Source organism: Streptomyces sp. NPDC001204, assembly GCF_053598035.1.
This window is the reverse complement of record NZ_JBSFJL010000001.1, coordinates 464,268-485,395: the sequence shown is the minus strand read 5'-3', so window position 1 is coordinate 485,395 and position 21,128 is coordinate 464,268. Positions and strand designations below refer to the sequence as shown.

Annotated in this window: 17 protein-coding genes and 2 pseudogenes; 12 read left to right on the top strand and 7 right to left on the bottom strand. The window is 70.8% G+C overall.

Annotated elements, in window-relative coordinates; all coding sequences use genetic code 11:
- Window positions 1-143: 143 nt before the first annotated feature.
- From ilvA to ACWC91_RS02195, 5 genes and pseudogenes are all read left to right on the top strand, one after another.
- A complete protein-coding gene (ilvA, locus tag ACWC91_RS02215) occupies window positions 144-1,373 on the top strand; it encodes a threonine ammonia-lyase (RefSeq protein ID WP_225078889.1) in 1,230 nt (409 codons plus the stop codon).
- Window positions 1,374-1,596: 223 nt separating this feature from the next.
- Complete coding sequence (locus ACWC91_RS02210; RefSeq protein WP_141358981.1) at window positions 1,597-2,616, top strand: ATP-binding cassette domain-containing protein; 1,020 nt, start codon at window positions 1,597-1,599, stop codon at window positions 2,614-2,616.
- Window positions 2,613-2,813, top strand: a complete 201-nt coding sequence (locus tag ACWC91_RS02205; RefSeq protein ID WP_225078888.1) for a hypothetical protein — start codon at window positions 2,613-2,615, stop codon at window positions 2,811-2,813. The genes ACWC91_RS02210 and ACWC91_RS02205 overlap by 4 nt, the downstream gene beginning before the upstream one ends.
- A gap of 5 nt (window positions 2,814-2,818) precedes the next feature.
- On the top strand, window positions 2,819-3,613 hold the full coding sequence (locus ACWC91_RS02200) for an ABC transporter permease (protein ID WP_225079012.1): 795 nt from the start codon (window positions 2,819-2,821) through the stop codon (window positions 3,611-3,613).
- Window positions 3,614-3,948: 335 nt separating this feature from the next.
- Window positions 3,949-4,488, top strand: a pseudogene (locus ACWC91_RS02195) (ABC transporter permease); the annotation flags it as partial.
- A 103-nt stretch (window positions 4,489-4,591) separates the two neighbouring features.
- Here ACWC91_RS02195 and greA read toward each other — a convergent pair.
- Window positions 4,592-5,089, bottom strand: coding sequence for a transcription elongation factor GreA (greA, locus tag ACWC91_RS02190; protein WP_376503915.1), 498 nt, complete (start codon window positions 5,087-5,089; stop codon window positions 4,592-4,594).
- A 176-nt stretch (window positions 5,090-5,265) separates the two neighbouring features.
- On the bottom strand, window positions 5,266-5,664 hold the full coding sequence (locus tag ACWC91_RS02185; protein ID WP_450641175.1) for a DUF4307 domain-containing protein: 399 nt from the start codon (window positions 5,662-5,664) through the stop codon (window positions 5,266-5,268).
- Window positions 5,665-5,867: 203 nt separating this feature from the next.
- On the opposite strand from ACWC91_RS02185, the gene mca reads away from it, so the two are divergent.
- Both mca and ACWC91_RS02175 read left to right on the top strand, forming a co-directional pair.
- Window positions 5,868-6,746 carry a mycothiol conjugate amidase Mca gene (mca, locus tag ACWC91_RS02180; RefSeq protein WP_281156665.1) on the top strand — a complete coding sequence of 293 codons (879 nt, stop codon included), beginning with the start codon at window positions 5,868-5,870 and terminating at the stop codon, window positions 6,744-6,746.
- Between the two features lie 6 nt (window positions 6,747-6,752).
- A complete protein-coding gene (locus ACWC91_RS02175) occupies window positions 6,753-6,998 on the top strand; it encodes a hypothetical protein (RefSeq protein ID WP_281156664.1) in 246 nt (81 codons plus the stop codon).
- 23 nt (window positions 6,999-7,021) lie between these two features.
- Here ACWC91_RS02175 and ACWC91_RS02170 read toward each other — a convergent pair whose 3' ends face one another.
- Window positions 7,022-10,225: a tetratricopeptide repeat protein gene (locus ACWC91_RS02170; protein WP_225078881.1), complete on the bottom strand. Its 3,204-nt coding sequence runs from the start codon at window positions 10,223-10,225 to the stop codon at window positions 7,022-7,024.
- 194 nt (window positions 10,226-10,419) lie between these two features.
- On the opposite strand from ACWC91_RS02170, the gene ACWC91_RS02165 reads away from it, so the two are divergent.
- Window positions 10,420-12,453 (top strand): thioredoxin domain-containing protein, encoded by a 2,034-nt coding sequence (locus ACWC91_RS02165; RefSeq protein WP_450641178.1) that lies wholly within the window; start codon window positions 10,420-10,422, stop codon window positions 12,451-12,453.
- A gap of 61 nt (window positions 12,454-12,514) precedes the next feature.
- Here the strand turns inward: ACWC91_RS02165 and ACWC91_RS02160 are convergent, their stop codons facing one another.
- The 4 genes from ACWC91_RS02160 to trhA all read right to left on the bottom strand — a co-directional run bounded on the left by ACWC91_RS02160 (window position 12,515) and on the right by trhA (window position 16,339).
- A complete protein-coding gene (locus ACWC91_RS02160) occupies window positions 12,515-13,246 on the bottom strand; it encodes a Mut7-C RNAse domain-containing protein (protein WP_141358965.1) in 732 nt (243 codons plus the stop codon).
- A 34-nt stretch (window positions 13,247-13,280) separates the two neighbouring features.
- Entirely contained in the window at window positions 13,281-13,910 is a 630-nt protein-coding gene (locus tag ACWC91_RS02155) for a TetR/AcrR family transcriptional regulator (RefSeq protein ID WP_450641181.1), read from the bottom strand.
- A 23-nt stretch (window positions 13,911-13,933) separates the two neighbouring features.
- Window positions 13,934-15,487, bottom strand: coding sequence for an MFS transporter (locus tag ACWC91_RS02150; RefSeq protein ID WP_450641183.1), 1,554 nt, complete (start codon window positions 15,485-15,487; stop codon window positions 13,934-13,936).
- A 138-nt stretch (window positions 15,488-15,625) separates the two neighbouring features.
- Complete coding sequence (trhA, locus tag ACWC91_RS02145) at window positions 15,626-16,339, bottom strand: PAQR family membrane homeostasis protein TrhA (protein WP_450641184.1); 714 nt, start codon at window positions 16,337-16,339, stop codon at window positions 15,626-15,628.
- A 288-nt stretch (window positions 16,340-16,627) separates the two neighbouring features.
- On the opposite strand from trhA, the gene ACWC91_RS02140 reads away from it, so the two are divergent.
- From ACWC91_RS02140 to ACWC91_RS02125, 4 genes and pseudogenes are all read left to right on the top strand, one after another.
- Entirely contained in the window at window positions 16,628-18,475 is a 1,848-nt protein-coding gene (locus ACWC91_RS02140) for a phosphoenolpyruvate carboxykinase (GTP) (RefSeq protein WP_450641185.1), read from the top strand.
- Between the two features lie 259 nt (window positions 18,476-18,734).
- Window positions 18,735-19,679: a glucose-1-phosphate thymidylyltransferase RfbA gene (rfbA, locus tag ACWC91_RS02135; protein WP_450644672.1), complete on the top strand. Its 945-nt coding sequence runs from the start codon at window positions 18,735-18,737 to the stop codon at window positions 19,677-19,679.
- Between the two features lie 27 nt (window positions 19,680-19,706).
- A complete protein-coding gene (gene rfbC, locus ACWC91_RS02130; RefSeq protein WP_225078874.1) occupies window positions 19,707-20,306 on the top strand; it encodes a dTDP-4-dehydrorhamnose 3,5-epimerase in 600 nt (199 codons plus the stop codon).
- Between the two features lie 284 nt (window positions 20,307-20,590).
- Window positions 20,591-21,128 (top strand): annotated as a pseudogene (locus tag ACWC91_RS02125) (collagen-like protein); the annotation flags it as partial.

Here is a 21,128-nt window from a genome sequence, read left to right as displayed (position 1 = left end):
GGCCGGGGGCTCACTTCTGGAGAGCTGCTGGGTTGGGGGACAGGTTACGCGGCCGGGGGGCAAGTCGTACCGGCGCTGCGCCATCCGGTCTCGGAGGATGGTCACAACAGTGTCCGCGGCCCGTGAACTGCGAGACTTGAGGCATGAGCTACAGCACGGCCGGCTCCCCCTGGCCCGTCACCCTGGACGATGTGCGCGGCGCGCAGAAGATGCTCTCCGGGGTGGCGCGGGTGACCGCGATGGAGGGCAGCAGGTACCTGTCCGACCTGGTGGGCGCGCCGGTACACCTGAAGTGCGAGAACCTCCAGCGGACGGGTTCGTTCAAGCTGCGCGGCGCCTACGTCCGGATCGCGGGGCTGCTGCCCGAGGAGCGTGCCGCCGGGGTGGTGGCCGCGAGCGCCGGCAACCACGCGCAGGGCGTCGCGCTGGCGTCGTCGCTGCTCGGGGTGCACTCCACGGTGTTCATGCCCAAGGGCGCCCCGCTGCCGAAGATCAGCGCCACACAGGACTACGGCGCCGAGGTGCGCCTGCACGGCCAGGTGGTCGACGAGACGCTGGCCGCCGCCCAGGAGTACGCGGCCCGGACGGGCGCGGTGTTCATCCACCCGTTCGACCACCCCGACATCATCGCGGGGCAGGGCACGGTGGGCCTGGAGATCCTGGAGCAGTGCCCGCAGGTGCGCACGATCGTCGTCGGCATCGGCGGGGGCGGGCTCGCGGCCGGTATCGCGGTGGCGGTGAAGTCGCTGCGGCCGGACGTGCGGATCGTCGGGGTGCAGGCGGAGGGCTCGGCGGCGTACCCGCCCTCGCTGGCGGCGGGCCGCCCGGTGACGGTCGGCACTCCGGCGACGATGGCCGACGGCATCAGAGTCGGCCGGCCGGGCGATGTGCCGTTCGGGATCCTGCGCGAACTGCTGGACGAGGTACGCACGGTCACCGAGGACGAGTTGTCCGCCGCGCTGCTGCTGTGCCTGGAGCGGGCCAAGCTGGTGGTCGAGCCGGCCGGGGTGAGCCCGGTCGCCGCGCTGCTGGGCTGTTCGGGCCCCGTGGCCGGTCCGGTGGTGGCGGTGCTGTCCGGCGGGAACGTCGATCCGGTGCTGCTCCAGCGGGTGCTGCGGTACGGCATGGCCGCGCAGGGCCGCTACCTGGCAGTCAGCCTGCGGCTGACCGACCGGCCGGGCGCGCTCGCCACGCTGCTGGGGGTGCTGTCGGCGGTCGACGCCAACGTCCTCGACGTCAGCCACGTCCGGACCGACCCTCGGCTCGGGCTCGCGGAGGCGGAGGTGGAGCTGCATCTGGAGACGAAGGGTCCGGCGCACTGTGCCGAGGTCGGCCAGGCGCTGCGCGAGGCCGGCTACACCGTCATCGACTGATCCCGTCCTCCGCCGGGCGGGCGGCGGGCGGGCGGAACACGGAGGTCATCGGTTCCTCGTCACTCGTTCGGGCAAATCCGTTGAGCAGACGCGATACATCGCGTTATGGTGTGTCGTGTTCGCGAGGCGGCCTGAGCGGACGTGGTGCGGGCGAAAATTCCCTGCGGAACAACACCTGCCTCTCTAGGCTTTTCCGACCATCCCCGACGACGTGGAGACTGATATGCCGGGCGCCATCTATGCCGAAGGTCTGGTGAAGACCTTCGGCGACGTAAGGGCTCTGGACGGCGTCGACCTCGATGTCCCCGAGGGCACGGTGCTGGGACTGCTCGGGCCCAACGGCGCGGGCAAGACCACCACCGTCCGCTGTCTGACCACGCTGCTGCGACCCGACAGCGGCAAGGCCGTCGTCGCGGGTCTCGACGTTCTCAAGCAGCCCAACGAGGTGCGGCGTTCGATCGGCCTGTCCGGCCAGTTCGCCGCCGTCGACGAGTATCTGACCGGCCGCGAGAACCTCGAGATGGTCGGCCGGCTGTACCAGATGAGGGCCGCGGCGGCGAAGACCAGGGCGGGGGAGCTGCTGGAGCAGTTCAACCTCGCCGACGCCGCGGACCGGCCGGCGAAGACCTACTCCGGAGGCATGCGCCGCCGGCTCGACCTGGCGGCGGCGCTCGTCGTCTCCCCGCCGGTGATGTTCATGGACGAGCCGACGACCGGCCTCGACCCGCGCAACCGCCAGCAGCTGTGGGAGGTCATCAAACAGCTGGTCTCCGGCGGTACCACCCTGCTGCTCACCACGCAGTACCTGGAAGAGGCCGACCACCTGGCGCACGAGATAGCAGTGGTCGACCACGGCCGGGTCATCGCGCGCGGCACCTCCGACCAGCTCAAGGCCCGCACCGGCGGCGAGCGCGTGGAGGTCGTGGTCCACCAGCGCGAGCACATCCCCACCGCGATGGAGGTGCTGCGCGGCTTCGGCAAGGGCGACACCACCGTCGAGGAGCACACCCGCAAGATCACCACGCCCGTCACCGGCGGCGCGAAGCTCCTCGCCGAGATCATCCGGGAGCTGGACACCCGCGGCATCGAGATCGACGACATCGGTCTGCGCCGCCCGACCCTGGACGACGTGTTCCTGTCCCTGACCGGCCATGTGGCCGAGGCCGGGGACGAGAACGGCACGAGCGGCGCCCGGGGCGCCGACGCCAAGGACCGCCGGCACAAGAAGGAGACCGTCAAGTGAGTGCTGCCACCGACAGCGCGCGGATCGCCCCGCCCGGCAACGTCCTGACCCAGGATCCTGTTCGCTCGTATCAGTCAGGATTCATCTCGCCGCGCATCCGAGACTTGGATGTGAGTGGGCTGGAGGTCGGCGGCAGGGGGCTCCGTCACCCCGCGCTCGGTGCCCGGCTCAATGCCTGGAAGGAGCAGACGAAGTGAGCGGCATGAGCGATTCCCTGGTCATCGCCCGGCGGAATATGATCCGCATGACCCGGATTCCAGAGATGCTCATTTTTGGGCTGATCCAGCCGATTATGTTCGTGGTGCTGTTCAGCTATGTGTTCGGCGGCTCGATCAACGTTCCGGGTGCGGGCCTTAGCCCCGCCGGATACCGCGAGTTCCTGATGGCGGGCATCTTCGCGCAGACCGTCACGTTCGCCACCGCCGGAGCCGGCGCGGGGATCGCCGACGACATGCACAAGGGCCTCATCGACCGGTTCCGCTCGCTGCCCATGGCCCGCGGCGCGGTCCTCACCGGCCGCACCCTCGCCGACCTGGTGCAGACGGCCCTGACCCTGGTGGTCCTCGCGGTCGTCGCCGTCCTGGTCGGCTGGCGCACGCACGAGAACTTCGGCAAGGTACTGGTCGGATTCGGCCTGCTGCTCCTGCTCGGCTACGCGTTCTCGTGGATCGGCGCGCTGATCGGCCTGTCCGTACGCACCCCCGAGGCGGCTACCTCCGGCGGCCTGATCTGGCTGTTCCCGCTGACATTCATCTCGAATGCGTTCGTGCCGTCGGAGAACATGCCCTCGTTCTTGCAGACCATCGCGAACTGGAACCCGTTCAGCGCCACTGTGCAGGCATGCCGCCACCTCTTCGGCAACCTCCCGGCGGGATATCCGGTGCCGGACGCGTGGCCCATGCAGCACCCGATGTGGGCATCGTTGCTGTGGTCCGTGCTGATTGTCGTGGTGTTCCGAACGCTGGCGGTACGCAAGTACCGCCGGGCAGCCGGTTGAGCACGCTTCTTCGCCGCGCTCCATGCGTGGCCGTCGACGAGGTGCAACACCACGAAAGTATGAAGGCTCGCCGTATGGCGACGAGCCCGAATCGTGTTCGTCGGTACCCACGCTGGGTTTCACCCAGCCTAAACAGGCCGCTGAGCAGCCAAAACACGACTCATTTCCACACGGCCTTATGATGCACGATGGCCGGTTATTCGTTTTGTCCAGCACGCGAGTAAGGGGCTCACCGGAGGGATTCCGGCGAGCCCCTTATCGTGCAGGCGCTAGCAGAAGACCCTGTCCGCCCGCTGCTGCTGTGCTGCGCGGCGACCACGGTGGTGCCCTGCACCGTCATCGACCGGTTCCGCTCGCTGCCCATGGCCCGCGGCGCGGTGCTCACCGGGCGCACCTTCGCCGACCTGGTGCAGACGGCGCTGACCCTGTTCGTCCTCGCCGCCGTCGCCCTGCTCGTCGGCTAGCGGGTCGGATCGTACGGCGACACCAACGCCGGCCGGGTGCTGGCCGCCTTCGGCCTGCTGCTCCTGCTCGGTTACGCGTTCACCTGGATCGGCGCCCTGATCGGCCTGTCGGTCCGCACGCCCGAGGCGGCCACCTCCGGCGGCCTCATCTGGCTCTTCCCGGTGACGTTCGTCTCCAACGCGTTCGTGGACTCCGGCAAGATGACGCCGTGGCTGCGCCATGTCGCGGAGTGGAACCCGTTCAGCGCCACCGTCCAGGCCTGCCGTGTGCTCTTCGCCAACCCCGGCCAGTCCACGTCAAGCGCCTGGCCGATGCAGCACCCGGTCTGGGCCTCGCTGATCTACTCGGCGCTGATCATCCTCGTCTTCCGCACCCTGGCGGTGCGCAAGTACCGCTCGGCCACGGCCTGAGCGCGGGCGACGGCGGAGCCAGCCCGCCGGTGGTCCGGACATGACGAAGCCCCCGGTGCTCACGCGGAGCGCCGGGGGCTTCGGCGGAAGGCGGTGCGGGGACTCAGCCGCTGTACGGCTCAGCCTTGAGGATCTTCACCGAGGCGATCTTGCCGTTCGGCAGCTCGTACTCCGCGTCCTCGCCGACCTTGTGGCCCATCACGCCGGAGCCCAGCGGGGACTGCGGCGAGTAGGTCTCGATCTCGGCGCTCGCGTACTCCCGCGAGGCCAGCAGGAAGGACAGGGTGTCGTCCTCGTCGCCGTCGAAGGCGATCGTGACGACCATGCCCGGCGCGACCGCGCCGTCCGCGGCCGGCGGCTCGCCGACCTGGGCGGTCTCCAGGAGCTGGGTCAGCTGGCGCACGCGGAGCTCCTGCTTGCCCTGCTCCTCCTTGGCCGCGTGGTACCCGCCGTTCTCGCGCAGGTCGCCCTCCTCGCGCGCGGCCGCGATCTTGGCGGCGATCTCCGTGCGCGCAGGACCAGTAAGGTGCGCAAGCTCGTCCTTGAGCTTGTTGTACGCCTCCTGGGTCAGCCAGGTGACGTTCTCGCTGGTCTGGGTCACAGGTGCTCCTCGTCGGTGCTGGGAATACAAAGCATCGCCCTACCCAGAAGAATGTTCCCTCATGGGTGGGCGAAACCACGAGCCTAACAATTCAGGGCTCAAAGGGGGAGGACATAAGCCGTGAGACCTATGTCAACGCAGGTCAGCGGCCGTGTATTCCGGTCGGCGCCGACGCGTCACTCGGTGCTGCAGCCCAGCAGCTCGGCCGTCGTGCCCCGGGCCGTCGTCCGCAGGGTGAGCACCTTGTCGACCTGCGAGGCGCGCTCGTCGAAGCGGAAGTCGGCCCGCCCGACCTCGGAGCCGTCGGCCGCCTGCGAGCGCAGCGTGCAGTAGCCGCGGACGTCGGCGTCCTTGTGGACCTCCAGATGGATCTGCACCGAGTCCTTCGACGTCTGGAAGGTGACGACCTGCGCGCTGATCTTGTTCTGGCCGACGTAGTGGTAGGCGAAGTAGCCGATCAGGGCCAGCAGGGCCGCGCTCAGGACGGCACCGGCGATTTTGAGCTTGTGGTCGGCGCGCTCGTCCGGGGAGCGGCCGTAGCGGCCCTCGGGCAGCCGGGTGCTCGCCGTGCTCATGATCGTCCTCTCGGCCGGTGCGGGACGGGCGTCCCGCAGGGGGCTCCCGGAGCCGGACCCCGGAATTATTCGCCCCCCGATTCGGTCACTATAGAAGCCCCCGCCCGACCGACCGACCGCCACCCCGGACCGATCTCATCGCGGGACGGCACCCCGTTGACTGCCCGCCGAACCGGGCACCGACTTCACCTGAGGACTGAGCCTTGACTGACCAGCTGCGACTGATGGCCGTGCACGCGCACCCCGACGACGAGTCGAGCAAGGGCGCGGCCACCATGGCCAAGTACGTTTCCGAGGGGGTGGACGTGCTGGTGGTGACCTGCACGGGCGGAGAGCGCGGCTCCATCCTCAACCCCAAGCTCCAGGGCGACAAGTACATCGAGGAGAACATCCACGAGGTGCGCCGCAAGGAGATGGAGGAGGCCCGCGAGATCCTCGGGGTGAGCCAGGACTGGCTCGGCTTCGTCGACTCCGGCCTCCCCGAGGGCGACCCGCTGCCCCCGCTGCCCGAGGGCTGTTTCGCCCTGGAGGACCTCGACAAGGCGGCCGGCGAGCTGGTCCGCAGGATCCGCTCCTTCCGCCCCCAGGTGATCACCACCTACGACGAGAACGGCGGCTACCCGCACCCCGACCACATCATGACCCACAAGATCTCGATGGTGGCCTTCGAGGGCGCCGCGGACGCCGAGAAGTACCCGGAGGAGGAGTACGGCCCGGCCTACCAGCCGCTGAAGCTGTACTACAACCAGGGCTTCAACCGCCTGCGCACCGAGGCGCTGCACCAGGCCCTGCTGGACCGCGGCCTGGAGTCCCCCTACGGCGAGTGGCTCAAGCGCTGGGAGGACTCGGGCCACAAGGAGCGCACGCTCACCACGCACATCCCCTGCGCCGATTTCTTCGAGATCCGCGACAAGGCGCTGATCGCCCACGCCACGCAGATCGACCCCGACGGCGGCTGGTTCCGGGTGCCGATGGAGGTCCAGAAGGAGGTCTGGCCGACGGAGGAGTACGAGCTCGCGAAGTCGCTCGTCGACACCTCGCTCCCGGAGGACGACCTCTTTGCGGGCGTCCGGCAGCCGTGAGGGACAATGCCTGACATGAGTGCAAGCGTGAGCCTGGCAATGACGCACCTGGTAACCCTCGCCGAGTTCGACAAGAACAAGGTCACTCCCGGCGTCCTCGGCTTCGTCGTCTTCGCGGTGATGGCCCTCGCGGTGTGGGGCCTGATGAAGTCCATGAACCGCCACATGGGCAGGATCGACTTCAAGGAGGCCCCGGACCCCGCCGCGCGGCCCGGTGCCGCCGCCGGCGAGGTCAAGGCCGAGCGGGGCTGACACCCGGGCAGGCGGTGCCGCTCTCAGCTCTCGCCGTCCGGCACCGCCACCCCCATCACCTCCCGCGCGTGCCGCTCGGGCACCATGCCCAGGCGCCAGGCCTGCCAGCCCGCCTCCAGGCTCACGCCGCGCTCCAGGAGGAGCCGGTAGGCCTCGACGTAGTCGTTCAGCTTCCCGTCGCGCAGCGGATGGCCGCCGCGGACGAGCTGGGCCAGTTCCTCCTGGGCCACCGCCGTGCCGACCTCCGTACCGCCGGGGGCCGCGTACGGCAGCAGGGTGCAGCGCAGGAACCGGGCCCAGTCCTCACCGCGGCGGTCGCCGTAGGAGGCGAACAGGGCCAGCGCCTCGTCGCACAGGGACAGCGCCTGCTGGGTGCGCGCGTTCCCGGCGTCCACGACGGCCAGCTCCAGACACGTCCACGCCTCGCCGTGCGCGACGCCGATGCGCTGGAAGTCGGCGCGGGCGTCGACCAGGAGCTGACGGGCGAAACCGGAGTTGCGCAGTGACCCGGTCTGCGCCGCCCGCTGGTCCCGGGTGACCCGGGCCGAATGATGGCGGGCGCAGGCCAGCCCGTACACGTCCCGCATCCGGGAGAACATGGTGCGGGCGCGCTCCAGCTCGCGCACCGCCTGGTCGAGCCCGCCGGTCTCCTCCAGCGCCTGACCGAGGTAGTACAGCGTCCACGCCTCGCCGCGCGCGTCCTCGTTGTCCCGGTGCCGTGCCGCCGCCTGCCGCAGCTCCTCCACCGCCTCGGCCGTGTCGCCGGCCACCAGCCGGGCCCGGGCCAGCTGGGTGAGCGCCCAGGCTTCGCCGCGGGCGTCCTGGGTGCGGCGGTAGCGTTCCAGCGCCCGGCGCAGATCCGCCTCGGCGCGCTCCACGTCACCCCTGCGCAGCGCGAGCTGGCCCAGCTGGAAGTGGGCCCACGCCTCGCCGTGCACCGACCCGCCCTCCCGGTGCAGCACCAGCGATTGGGTCAGCAGCTCCAGCGCCTCGGCCAGGTGCGCCCGGTCCCGCTCCACCGCCGCCAGCGCGTGCATCGTCCAGGCGCGGTCGGTCGCCAGCTCGGGCGCCGCCTGAAGGGCGAGGGCCTCCCGCAGCCGGGCCGCCGCCTCCGTCAGGCTGCCCTGGTGGTGCAGCGTGATGCCGAGCGAGTTCAGCGCGCGGGCCGCGCCCGCGTCGTGGTGGGCCTCCCGGTAGAGGTCGACGACCGAGGCCAGCGTGGTACGCGCCTTGTCCAGCTCGCCGAGCTGGCGGGCCGCGATACCGGTACGCCACTGCACCGACCGGACCAGCAGCCCCTGGTCGACGGCCTGGGTCAGCTCGCTGATCTCCCCCAGCCGGTACAGGTCGCCGCGCAGCAGGCAGTAGTCGCACAGGGCGCCGAGCAGGTTCAGCACGGCCCCCTGGTTCACGCCCTCCGCGTGCCGGAGGGCCGCCGTGATGAAGCTCGACTCGTCGTCCAGCCAGCGCAGCGCCTCGTCCAGGGAGGTGAAGCCGTGCGGGCTGAAGCGGTCCGAGCGGGTCGACATGTTCCCGTCGACCAGACGCAGCACCGAGTCGGCCAGCTCGGCGTAGTTCTCGATCAGCCGCTCCTGCGCCGCCGTCCGCTCGGCGGGGTCCTCCTCGTCCAGCAGACGTGCGTGCGCGAAGGCCCGCACCAGGTCGTGCAGCCGGTAGCGGTTGCCCCGCACATGGTCGATCAGGCCCGCCCGGGCGAGGGCCGCCAGGTGCTGGTTCGCCTCCGTCTCGTCCGTGGCCAGCAGCGCGGCCGCCGCCGCGCCGCCCATCGAGGCGCGTCCGGCCAGGGCGAGCCGCCTCAGCAGCCGGCGGGCCTGATCCGACTGGTCGGTGTAGCGCAGCCACAGCGCCCGTTCCACCGGTTCCACCGGGCCGTACGCGCCCAGATCCGTGGCCAGTTGACGCGGTGAGCGCGGGCCGAGACAGGAGCCCGCGATACGCAGCGCCAGCGGCAGCCCGCCGCACAACCGCCCGATCCGGTCGGTGGATTCCGCGTCGTAGGGCCCCGAACTGTCCTGTGCGGCGGCGGTCAGCAGTTCCTCCGCGCCGACCGCGTCCAGGGCCTGCACGGGGAGCTGGTGGACCCAGGCCGGCAGGTCGGCGGGCAGCCGGAGCGGCTCGCGGGCGGTCACCAGGACCAGGCTGTCGGACCGCTCGGGCACCAGGGCGCGGACCTGCTCGGCGTCCGAGGCGTCGTCCAGCACGATCGTGACCGGCAGCCCCGTCAGATGCTGGTGGTACAGCTCGCCGAGCCGTTTGAGCTGCTGCTCGGGGGAGGAGCGTTCGCGGAACAGCAGTTGCTCGCGGGGCGCGCCGAGCCGGTTCAGCAGGTGCAGCAGGGCGTCGCGGGTGGGCAGCGGCGGCTCCTCCTGGCTGCCGCCGCGCAGATCGACCACGACCGCGCCCCGGAACTGGTCTCTCAGATCGTGTGCCGCGCGCACCGCCAGCGTGCTGCGGCCGGAGCCCGGCGCTCCGTGCAGGACCACGACGGTCGGCCGGGTCTGGGTGGACGCGCGGGCCGCCTGCACCCACTGCCGGATCCGTGCCACCTCCTCCCGCCGCCCCGCGAACACGTCCTCCGAATCGGGGAGTTGGCCGAACGACTGCTCCAGGACAGTGCGTCTGCGGGCCGCCGCGCTCTTGTCCGTGCCGCGCAGCCTTGGCGCCGCCTTCTTCGGTGTGGTGGACGCGCTCAGCACGCGCTGCTGGTCGAGGAACGGGCGGATGCCGCGCACCTCCAGCGCGGTCAGCCACTGCAACCGCAGCTGTTCCGGACCGCCGGGCTGGCCGGCCGCCCCGGCCCGGCGGTGGGCGGCGGGCAGATGGGTGGCGGTCACCTTCACGACGGTGGCGGCGGCGCCCACCACTCCGACGGTGACGCCCGCGCCGACGGCGGTGCCGCCGTCGGTGCCCAGCGCCAGGTCGGCCACGATGGCGGCGAGCCCCGCGACTCCCGCGACGAGCAGGGGAGTTCGGCCGCCCTCGCGCGCGTAGCGCTGGGCGAACGTGAGCTGCCCGGCCGCCGACTCGTCCAGCGCCCGCGTGTAGGCCTCGTACTCCTCCGCCGCGGTCCCGGCCATGGTGTCCAGCGCGCCGCGCGCCCGGGACAGCAGCAGACCTCCGTCCACCCGGCCGCCCGAGCGGCGAACCTCCTCCTCCACGGCCCGAGTCAGCAGCCGCTCGGCGTCCGCCCGATGGCCATCCCGCATGTCCCGTCCCCCTCCGGCGCCAACTCCGTTTCCTACGAGTGTCCTTCGGGTCGGCCGGGAGCGCGAGGGGGCGGCGATCACCGATGGCCCCGGCGGGGTGCCGACCGCCCGGAGAAAGGGGCGGGACCACACGGGGAGTCGCAGGACGATCACCTTCCGCGTCCGGCGGGGCCGGGTGAGGCAGGATGGAGGGTATGCCGAACCGACTGGCCCACGAGACGTCCCCGTACCTGCTCCAGCACGCCGACAACCCGGTCGACTGGTGGCCGTGGTCGGCGGAGGCCTTCGAGGAGGCCCGGCGGCGCGATGTCCCCGTGCTGCTGAGCGTCGGGTACAGCAGCTGCCACTGGTGCCACGTCATGGCGCACGAGTCCTTCGAGGACCCGGCCACCGCCGCCTTCCTCGGCGAGCACTTCGTCAGCGTCAAGGTGGACCGCGAGGAGCGCCCCGACGTCGACGCCGTGTACATGGAGGCCGTGCAGGCGGCCACCGGGCAGGGCGGCTGGCCGATGACCGTCTTCCTCACGCCCGACGCCGAGCCGTTCTACTTCGGCACCTACTTCCCGCCCGAGCCCCGGCACGGCATGCCCTCCTTCGGGCAGGTCCTCGAAGGGGTGCGGCAGGCCTGGCGGACCCGGCGGGAGGAAGTCGCCGACGTCGCCGCGAAGATCGTGCGGGACCTCGCGCAGCGGGAGATCGACTACGGCTCCGCGCGGCCGCCCGGCGAGGAGGAACTCGCGCAGGCGCTGCTCGCGCTGACCCGGGAGTACGACGCGAGTCGCGGCGGGTTCGGCGGGGCGCCGAAGTTCCCGCCGTCGATGGTGATCGAGTTCCTGCTGCGCCACCACGCCCGCACTGGCTCCGAGGGCGCCCTCCAGATGGCGGCGGACACCTGCGAGCGGATGGCCCGCGGCGGCATCCACGACCAGCTCGGCGGCGGCTTCGCCCGGTACTCCGTCGACCGCGACTGGGTGGTGCCGCACTTCGAGAAGATGCTGTACGACAACGCCCTGCTGTGCCGGGGCTACGCCCACCTGTGGCGGGCCACCGGCTCCGATTTCGCCCGCCGGGTCGCCCTCGCGACCGCCGACTTCATGGTGCGCGAACTGCGCACCGCCGAAGGCGGGTTCGCCTCGGCCCTGGACGCCGACAGCGACGACGGCAGGGGCCGGCACGTGGAGGGCGCCTACTACGTCTGGACTCCCGCCCAACTGCACGAGGCCCTGGGCGCCGAGGACGCCGAACTCGCCGCCCGCTGTTTCGGCGTGACCGAGGAGGGGACCTTCGAACACGGCTCCTCCGTTCTGCAACTCCCCGTGCAGGAAGGCGTTTTCGACGCCGACCGGGTCGAGTCCGTCCGTCGCCGGCTGCTGGCGAAGCGGGCCGAGCGTCCGGCGCCCGGCCGGGACGACAAGGTCGTCGCCGCCTGGAACGGGCTGGCGATCGCCGCCCTCGCCGAGACCGGCGCCTACTTCGACCGCCCGGACCTGGTCGAGGCCGCGGTCGGCGCCGCCGACCTCCTGGTCCGGCTGCACATGGACGAGCACGCGGGGCTGCGCCGTACCAGCAAGGACGGCCGGGCCGGAGCCAACGCCGGGGTGCTGGAGGACTACGCCGACGTCGCCGAGGGCTTCCTCGCCCTCGCCTCCGTGACCGGCGAGGGTGTCTGGCTGGAGTTCGCCGGGCTGCTCCTCGGGCATGTGCTGACCCGGTTCACCGACCCGGAGTCGGGTGCCCTGTACGACACGGCCGCCGACGCCGAGGAGTTGATCCGCCGGCCGCAGGACCCCACCGACAACGCCACCCCCTCAGGCTGGTCGGCGGCCGCCGGCGCCCTGCTCGGCTACGCCGCCCACACGGGTTCCGAGGTCCACCGCACCGCCGCCGAGCGGGCGTTGGGCGTGGTGAGCGCGCTCGGCCCGCGCGTTCCGCGCTTCATCGGCTGGGGCCTCGCCGTCGCCGAGGCCCTGCTGGACGGTCCGCGCGAGGTCGCGGTCGTCGGCCCGTCCCTCGACGACAAGGCGGCAAAGGCCCTGCACCGTACGGCACTTCTGGGCACCGCCCCCGGCGCGGTCGTCGCGTACGGCACCCCGGAGAGCGAGGAGTTCCCGCTGCTCGCCGACCGCCCCCTCGCCCACGGCGAGCCGACCGCCTACGTCTGCCGCAACTTCACCTGCGACGCCCCCACGACCGACCCGGACCGCCTGCGCACCGCACTGGGCGGCTGAGCCGGGCCCGGACACCGGCCCCGGGACGGGCCCCGGACGTCAGCCGGAAGCCGGCCGGACGTCAGCTCCGTTCGGCGTACCCGGCCAGGGCGCGTTCCACGATGGCCTCCAACTGGTCGTGGTGGGCGCCCTTCCAGTAGGCGCGGCCGCAGTCGCCGCAGCGGGCGAAGACGTCGTACGTGCGATGAGTGCCGTGCTCGATCTGGTCGGCCACCTCGTCCTTCGTGGCGTCCCGCAGCAGGCCGTTGCAGGCGGTGCAGCGGGTCCAGGGGCGCAGCTCGGGGCGGAAGCGGTCCAGGACGTCGTGGAGCTGGTCGTCGGGGCGGGTGCTGTAGACGTAGGCGCCCGCCCACAGTTCACGGCGGCGCAGCAGGCCACGGTCGCGGCTGAGCATGACCCGCTTCTCCGCGGCCGAGCGGGCGGCGAGCGCGGGGTCGCCGATGTCGGTGGACTCGTAGGCGGTGTCGACGCCCAGCAGGCGCAGCCGGCGGGCGAGGGTGCCCAGGTGCACGTCCAGGAGGAAGCGCAGGGGAGCGCCGGGGACCTGCTGGGGCCGGGCGACGGCGCGCACCTGGACGGTCTCGTCCGCCCGCGGTACATGCGACACCGGCACCTCACGGCCGTCCACCACCAGCGCGCCGACCTCGGTGAGCGGCACGCCCAGGGACTCCACGACGTGGCCGAGCGTCGAGACGCCGTCCGTGACGACCGCGGTGGCGCCGCGGCGCCGGGCGTGCGGGACGAACAGGTGCAGGCCGGGGGCGAACCCGACGTGGATCTCGGGACCGTTCACCCGGTCAGGATGGCACGGACGAGGGGCCGCGGGCTCACGGATTTTTGGTGGGGAGGCCGTGTTCCAGGACGTCGATGGCCTGGTCCATGAGGTCGCTCAGTTCCCCCTTGCATCCGTTCTCGGCCCAGTACAGGGAGACCTCCATCAGGCCGCCCATGAGGGACATGGCGAAGACACGCACCTCCAGGCTGTCCTGGTCCAGGCCGGTGCGGGCCGCGATGGCCTGGCGGATGAGCAGGCCGGCTTCCGACATGCTCTCCATCATCCGGGCGCGGACCGCGGGAACCTCGACGCCCAGCCGGGCGCGCAGCCGGGACACTTCGGGCTCTTCGGTCATTCCCAGCGCAAGGGCCTTGTGCATCACGTGCCGGAGGGAGTCCATCCACGGCTCGTCGACGGGCCGGGCCCGCAGCTCCTCCAGCATGATCTCGTCGTACTCGTCCGTGAGGACGATGTCCTCCTTGGTCGGGAAGTAACGGAAGACGGTCGACGGCGACACCTCGGCGCGGTCGGCGATCTGCTCGATCGTCGTGGCGTCGTACCCCTGCTCCTCGATCAGCGCGTACGTCGCCGTACGGATCGCCTGCCGGGTCTTGAGCTTCTTGCGCTCCCTCAGTCCCATCGGGGGGCGGTCGGCGGGGGTCGTGGTACGTGCGGCCGTCATGAAGGTCATTGTCCGGCATCAGGTCAGGGGTGGGCCATGGCCGGGTCCTCCTCCGGATCGGCCCGTACGGCGCCCTGGGCGCCGCCCGGCAGGAACGCGGCCGCCAGCAGCGCCGCCACCACCGAGGCGATCCCGCCCACCAGCAGCACCAGGCCCATGCCGTGCACGTACGCCGCGTTCGCGGAGGCCGCCAGGTGCGCCGAGCCCGTCCTCTCGGCGACGAGGTGGGCCGCGACCACCGACTGCCCGGCCGTGTGCGCGGTCTCGGCCGGCAGCCCGGTGACGTCGAGCCGGTGCCGGAAGGCGCTCGCCAGGAGGCTGCCGAGCAGGGCGATGCCGACCGCGCCGCCGACCTGGCGCAGCGTCATCAGGAGTCCGGATCCGCTGCCCGCCCGGTCGGCGGGCAGGGCGGCCAGCGCCCCGTCCATGGCCGGGACGACGGAGAAACCGAAGCCGACACCGGCGATCGACAGCCACAGCGCGGTGAAGCCGTAGCCGGACTCCACGGTCGTACGGCTGCCCAGCAGCGCGGCGAAGGCGAGCACCACCAGTCCCGCGGCGACCACGGCTCGCGGTCCGAACCGGGCGACGACCGGCTGCGCGCCCTTCGCGGCGACCAGCAGCCCGCCCATCATGGGCAGCAGCCGCACCCCGGTGCCGAGCGCGTCGTGGCCGAGCACGGCCTGGAGGTAGGGCGGCAGCACGAACATCAGGCCGCTCAGCACGAACATCACCAGGGTCGCGGCGATCACGTTGAACAGGAAGCCGCGCCGGGCGAGCAGCGTCATGTCGAGCATGGGCCGCGCCTCGCGGCGCTCGCGCAGCACGAGCCCGGCCAGGAGGGCGGCGGCCGCCGTGAACGCGGCGAGCACCAGCGGGTCGCCCCAGCCGCGGTCGGGCGCCTCGATGATCGCGTAGACGAGCGCGCCGAGACCGGTGGCGGTGCACGCCGTGGACAGCGCGCCGATCTTCGGGGAGGCCGGATCGCGGGTCTCGGGGAGGAGCAGGAGGCAGGCCGCGACGCCGAGGCTGGCCATGGGCACGTTGATGAGGAAGACCGAGCCCCACCAGAAGTGGTTCAGCAGCCAGCCGCCGATGATCGGGCCGAGCGGCAGGCCGAGCGCCGAGGCGGCCGAGATGACGCCGACGGCCTTCGCGCGTTCCTCGGGCCCGAACAGCGAGGGCAGCACGGACAGGGCCAGCGGCATGACGAGTGCCGCGCCGACGCCCATGACCGCGCGGGCGGCGATCACCCCGCCGACGTCGCCGGTCAGGGCGCCCACCACGGAACCGGCGAGGAAGACCGCGAGCCCGGCGATCAGCATCAGCCGCCGTCCGAACCGGTCGCCGAGGAGTCCGGCGGGGAGCATCAGCGCGGCGAAGACGACGACGTACGCGTCCGCCATCCACTGCTGTTGCCCGGTCGAGGCGCCGAGTTCCCTGGCCATGGTCGGCAGGGCGACGTTCAGGATCGTCATGTCGAAGCCGAGCACCAGCATGCTCGCGACCAGGGCCGCGAGGGCCCACCAGCGGCGGGGATCACGCCGCACGTCTTCGGCGTGGGTGAGAGTAGCCATGAAATGACAGTAGCTCTCAAAAACTAGGCTCTGTCAATCGGTGTCGACTGTCGAACTTGTTCTTTTCCGGACCTCCGGGCGCACGGAAAAGGCCACGGCTCGTGTGAGCCGTGGCCGGGTGGGGGAGGGGGTTGCGCGTTACGCGTGCTGGTAGGCCACCAGCGAGATGCCCACGTAGTGCACCACGAAGGCGGCCAGCGTGAAGGAGTGGAAGACCTCGTGGAAGCCGAACCAGCGCGGTGACGGGTTCGGCCGCTTGATGCCGTAGACGACGCCGCCCGCGCTGTAGAGGAGCCCGCCGACGACGACCAGGACCAGGACGGCGATGCCGCCGGTGCGCAGGAAGTCCGGCAGGAAGAAGACGGCCGCCCAGCCCATCGCGATGTAGCAGGGGGTGTAGAGCCAGCGCGGGGCGCCGACCCAGAAGACGCGGAAGGCGATGCCGGCGGCGGCCGCGCCCCATATGCCCCACAGCAGCCACTGCCCCTTGGTGCCGGGCAGGAGCAGCAGGGTGAGCGGTGTGTACGTGCCCGCGATGATCAGGAAGATGTTCGCGTGGTCGAGCCTGCGCAGCACGCCGCCCATGCGCGGTCCCCAGTTGCCCCGGTGGTACAGCGCGCTGACGCCGAAGAGGAGGCAGGCGGTGAGGACGTAGATCCCGCAGGCGATGCGTCCGCGGGTGGAGCCTGCCAGCGCGGTGAGTGCGAGCCCCGCGACCAGTACGGCCGGGAACATGCCGAGATGCAGCCAGCCGCGCAGCTTCGGCTTGACCTGGTGCGGCAGGGAGGGCGCGACGGGATCACGGCCGGCGACCGGCGTGTCCAGGGGCGCGTCGGAGGCGGACGCAGTCATGCGCGCATCGTACCTACGGCACGGTAAGTCGCGTATCAGTGCCGGACGGTGAGCACCGGCGAACGGGTCGAACGCAAAAAGACCTTCAGTCGAATCCAACGTGGACGCAAAGAATCGCGGGAATCGTGGCATTACTCACGTCGCTCACCTGTGACGCCCCCTGGACAGATGGGCGCTCTCGTCGGATGATCAAATGAGTGCGGTCGGCACCGGATGAGCGGCTACGAAGCATCCGGGTCGCAGCCCCCACGGGGCGACAAGACAAAAACCCCTCATTTAGGAGCGATCGTGGCGCGCGACATCGCGGCTCCCCCCGTCATCCCCACCCACCACAAGGAACTGATCTCGTGGGTCAATGAGATCGCCGAACTGACGCAGCCGGACAGCGTGGTCTGGTGTGACGGATCCGAGGCCGAGTACGAGCGACTGTGCGAGGAGCTCGTCCAGAAGGGCACCTTCCGGAAACTCGACCCGATCAAGCGCCCCAACTCCTACTACGCGGCATCGGACCCGTCCGACGTGGCCCGCGTGGAGGACCGGACGTTCATCTGTTCCGAGAAGGAGGAGGACGCGGGTCCGACCAACCACTGGAAGGCGCCCGCCGAGATGCGGGAGATCTTCCAGGGGGCGGAAGGCGAGGGAGGGGTCTTCCGCGGCTCGATGAAGGGCCGGACGATGTACGTCGTCCCGTTCTGCATGGGCCCGCTGGGCTCGCCGCTGTCCGCGATCGGCGTCGAGATCACCGACTCCGCCTATGTCGCGGTGTCCATGCGCACCATGACCCGCATGGGGCAGCCGGTGCTGGACGAGCTCGGCGACGACGGCTTCTTCGTCAAGGCCGTCCACACCCTGGGCGCCCCGCTGGAGCCGGGCCAGGAGGACGTTCCGTGGCCGTGCAACTCCACCAAGTACATCTCGCACTTCCCGGAGACCCGCGAGATCTGGTCCTACGGCTCCGGCTACGGTGGCAACGCGCTGCTCGGCAAGAAGTGCTACGCCCTGCGCATCGCCTCCGTCATGGCGCGCGACGAGGGCTGGCTGGCCGAGCACATGCTGATCCTCAAGCTCACGCCGCCCACCGGTGAGGCCAAGTACGTCGCCGCCGCCTTCCCGAGCGCCTGCGGCAAGACCAACCTCGCCATGCTGGAGCCGACGATCTCCGGCTGGACCGTCGAGACCATCGGTGACGACATCGCGTGGATGCGGTTCGGCGAGGACGGCCGGCTGTACGCGATCAACCCCGAGGCCGGCTTCTTCGGCGTCGCGCCCGGCACCGGCGAGCACACCAACGCCAACGCCATGAAGACGCTGTGGGGCAACTCGGTCTTCACCAACGTCGCCCTCACCGACGACGGCGACGTGTGGTGGGAGGGCATGACGGAGGAGACCCCGGCGCACCTCACCGACTGGAAGGGCAACTCCTGGACCCCCGCGTCCGAGACGCCCGCCGCCCACCCCAACGCCCGCTTCACCACGCCCGCCGCGCAGTGCCCGATCATCGCCCCGGAGTGGGAGGACCCCAAGGGCGTGCCGATCTCGGCGATCCTCTTCGGCGGCCGCCGCGCCTCCGCGGTGCCGCTGGTGACGGAGTCCTTCGACTGGAACCACGGCGTCTTCCTCGGCGCCAACGTCGCCTCCGAGAAGACGGCCGCCGCCGAGGGCAAGGTCGGCGAGCTGCGCCGCGACCCGTTCGCCATGCTGCCGTTCTGCGGCTACAACATGGGCGACTACATGGGCCACTGGATAAAGGTCGGCAAGGCCGCCGAGCAGCGTGACGGCGACCAGTCCAAGCTGCCGAAGATCTACTACGTCAACTGGTTCCGCAAGAACGACGAGGGCAAGTTCGTCTGGCCCGGCTTCGGCGAGAACAGCCGTGTCCTGAAGTGGATCGTGGAGCGCCTGGACGGCAGGGCCGAGGGCGTCGAGACCCCGATCGGCGTCCTGCCGACCAAGGCGGCCCTGGACACGGACGGCCTCGAACTGTCCGAGTCCGACCTGGAATTCCTGCTCACGGTCGACAAGGACGTGTGGCGGGAGGAGGCCGGACTGGTCCCCGAGCACCTGAACACCTTCGGCGACCACACGCCCAAGGAGCTGTGGGACCAGTACCACTCGCTCGTCGAGCGCCTGGGCTGACGCGGTTCTCGCCCCTCCTGAGCTTCGCGGCCGGCTGACCGACCTGCCCTGACCCGCAACGTCGCCCGGCCGGCCGCGGCGACACCCCCGAGAGGCCGGGTGCGCACAACGGCGTGCGCACCCGGCCTCTTCGGCGTGCGCGCGTGTACCCGCGGCGATCGGGCCTGTTCGCGCGGCGGTGCGCGGGCATGCCCGGCGCGGGCACGGCAAGCCGCACCCAAAAAGCCGCATTCAGGGGCAATTCACCTATGGTGATGCCATGCGCGGAATCCTGTTGGCCGGGGGCACCGGCTCGCGACTGTGGCCGTTGACCCGCACGGTGTCGAAGCAGCTGCTGCCGGTCTTCGACAAACCCATGGTCTATTACCCGCTTTCCACACTGGTGATGGCCGGAATCCGGGAGATTCTGATCATCACCACCCCGGAAGACCGGCAGCAGTTCCACCGGTTGCTCGGCGACGGAAGTCAACTCGGCCTGCGATTCAATTACATGGCGCAGGAACGCCCGGAGGGAATCGCCCAGGCCTTCCTGCTGGGGGCCGACTTCATCGGCGACGAGCCGGTTTCCCTGATCCTGGGCGACAACATCTTCCACGGCAGCGGCCTCGGCACCCGGCTGGCCCGCAACGCGGACGTGAAGGGCGGCAGGGTCTTCGCCTACCTGGTGGCCAACCCCTCGGCCTACGGCGTCGTGGAGTTCGACGAACTGGGCCGGGCGCTGTCCATCGAGGAGAAACCGGCCCGGCCCAGGTCCCGGTACGCCGTGCCCGGACTGTACTTCTACGACAATCAGGTCGTCGATATCGCCCGGAGTCTGCGGCCCAGCGCCCGGGGCGAGTTGGAGATCACCGACCTCAACCGCGCCTATCTGGAGTTCGGGAGTCTGCACGTCGTCCGGCTGGACCGGGGCACCGCGTGGCTGGACACGGGGACCTTCGCCTCCATGGTCCAGGCCTCGGAGTACGTCCGAGTGGTCGAGGAACGCCAGGGCTTCAAGATCGGCTGTGTTGAGGAGGCGGCCTGGCGGGCCGGCCTGATCGACGACGCCCGGCTCCGCGAACTGGCCCAGCCGCTGCTCAAGAGCGGATACGGCCACTATCTGCTGGGTCTGTTGGAGGACCCCCGTTCCGTCGTCATGCCCCAGCCGGGCAGCGGATCGCGCCGGCAAGAACCGCTGCGCACCGGGCCGGGCGTGCCCGCGTGACGGCCGCGTAGGAAAGGAGTTGTGCGCGTGAGACCGCTTCGCATCGAAGGGGCCTGGGTGGACACGCCCCAGGTTTTCACGGACGGCAGAGGGCGATTCCACGAGTGGTTCAAGGACGAGAGGTTCCAGGATTCCACCGGCCAGGGACTCCGGCTCGCCCAGGCCAACTGTTCGCGTTCCGTTCGCGGAACTCTCCGCGGCATCCATTTCGCCTCGGTCCCGCCCGGGCAGGCCAAGTACGTCACCTGTGTCGGAGGCGCGATTCTCGACGTGGTGGTCGACATCCGTACCGGTTCCCCGACTTTCGGCGAATGGGAGGCGATTCGGCTCGACGACGCCACGCACCACTGCGTGTACCTCTCGGAAGGCCTCGGTCACGCCTTCATGGCGCTGGAGGACAACTCCACGGTCGTATATCTGTGTTCGGAGGGATACGCGCCACAACGCGAACACGGGATCAACCCACTCGACCCACGGCTTGCCATTTCCTGGCCCGGCGACCTCGCGCCACTCCTCTCCGAAAAGGATGCCGCGGCGCCCACGCTGGAGGAGGCCGAGCGGCAGGGGCTGCTGCCTTCCTTCGAGGAGTGCGCCGTCTATCGCGGAGATCTTCCGAGCGGTGTCTGAGGCGGACGCGTCCGACGGAATTCAGGCTCGCGTGAAAGTTGCGTCCGGGAATCGATACGGAGGAATCCGGATTGCATTGAGGCTGCTCGGGTGATCCTTGACCACGCTCTGTGTTTGCTCCGCAAATTATCCATCACCGCGAGTAAAGAATGTCTTCGTCCGTGGCCAAGGGCACGTGACACGCATGCGAACGAAGCGCACCCGAGTGCGCGCGCTTGCGGCTTGATCCCTCCCAGTTCCTGAGGAAGGTTCTCTTGAACCGTAGAACGATCCGAAGTTCACGCTTGAGGTCGGCCACGCTGGTATCGGCGAGCGCGCTCGCCGTGGCGCTCAACGTTGCCCCGAGCACGGCTGCCATCGCCAACGCGATCGAGAGGTCCGGTGATCGCAGTGCGGCGGTGACCTCCGGTTCCAGCGACCCATGGGCCGACCGGGGCCACCACCACGACCGCGGTCCGCAGGGCCCGCGAGGCAAGCGAGGTCCGCAGGGCCCGCAGGGCAAGGAAGGCAAGCAGGGCCCGAAGGGCGACAAGGGCGACAGGGGCGACAAGGGCGACCACGGTCCACGGGGTCCGCAGGGTCCTGTCGGTAACGGCCGGGGCCCCCAGGGTCCGCAGGGCTACCAGGGCGTCACGGGTGCTACGGGTCCGCAGGGCGTCACGGGTGCTACGGGTCCGCAGGGCGTCACGGGTGCTACGGGTCCGCAGGGCGTCACGGGTGCCACCGGTCCGCAGGGTGACATCGGTGCGACCGGTGCGACGGGTCCGCAGGGTGACATCGGTGCGACCGGTGCGACCGGTGCGACGGGTCCGCAGGGTGACA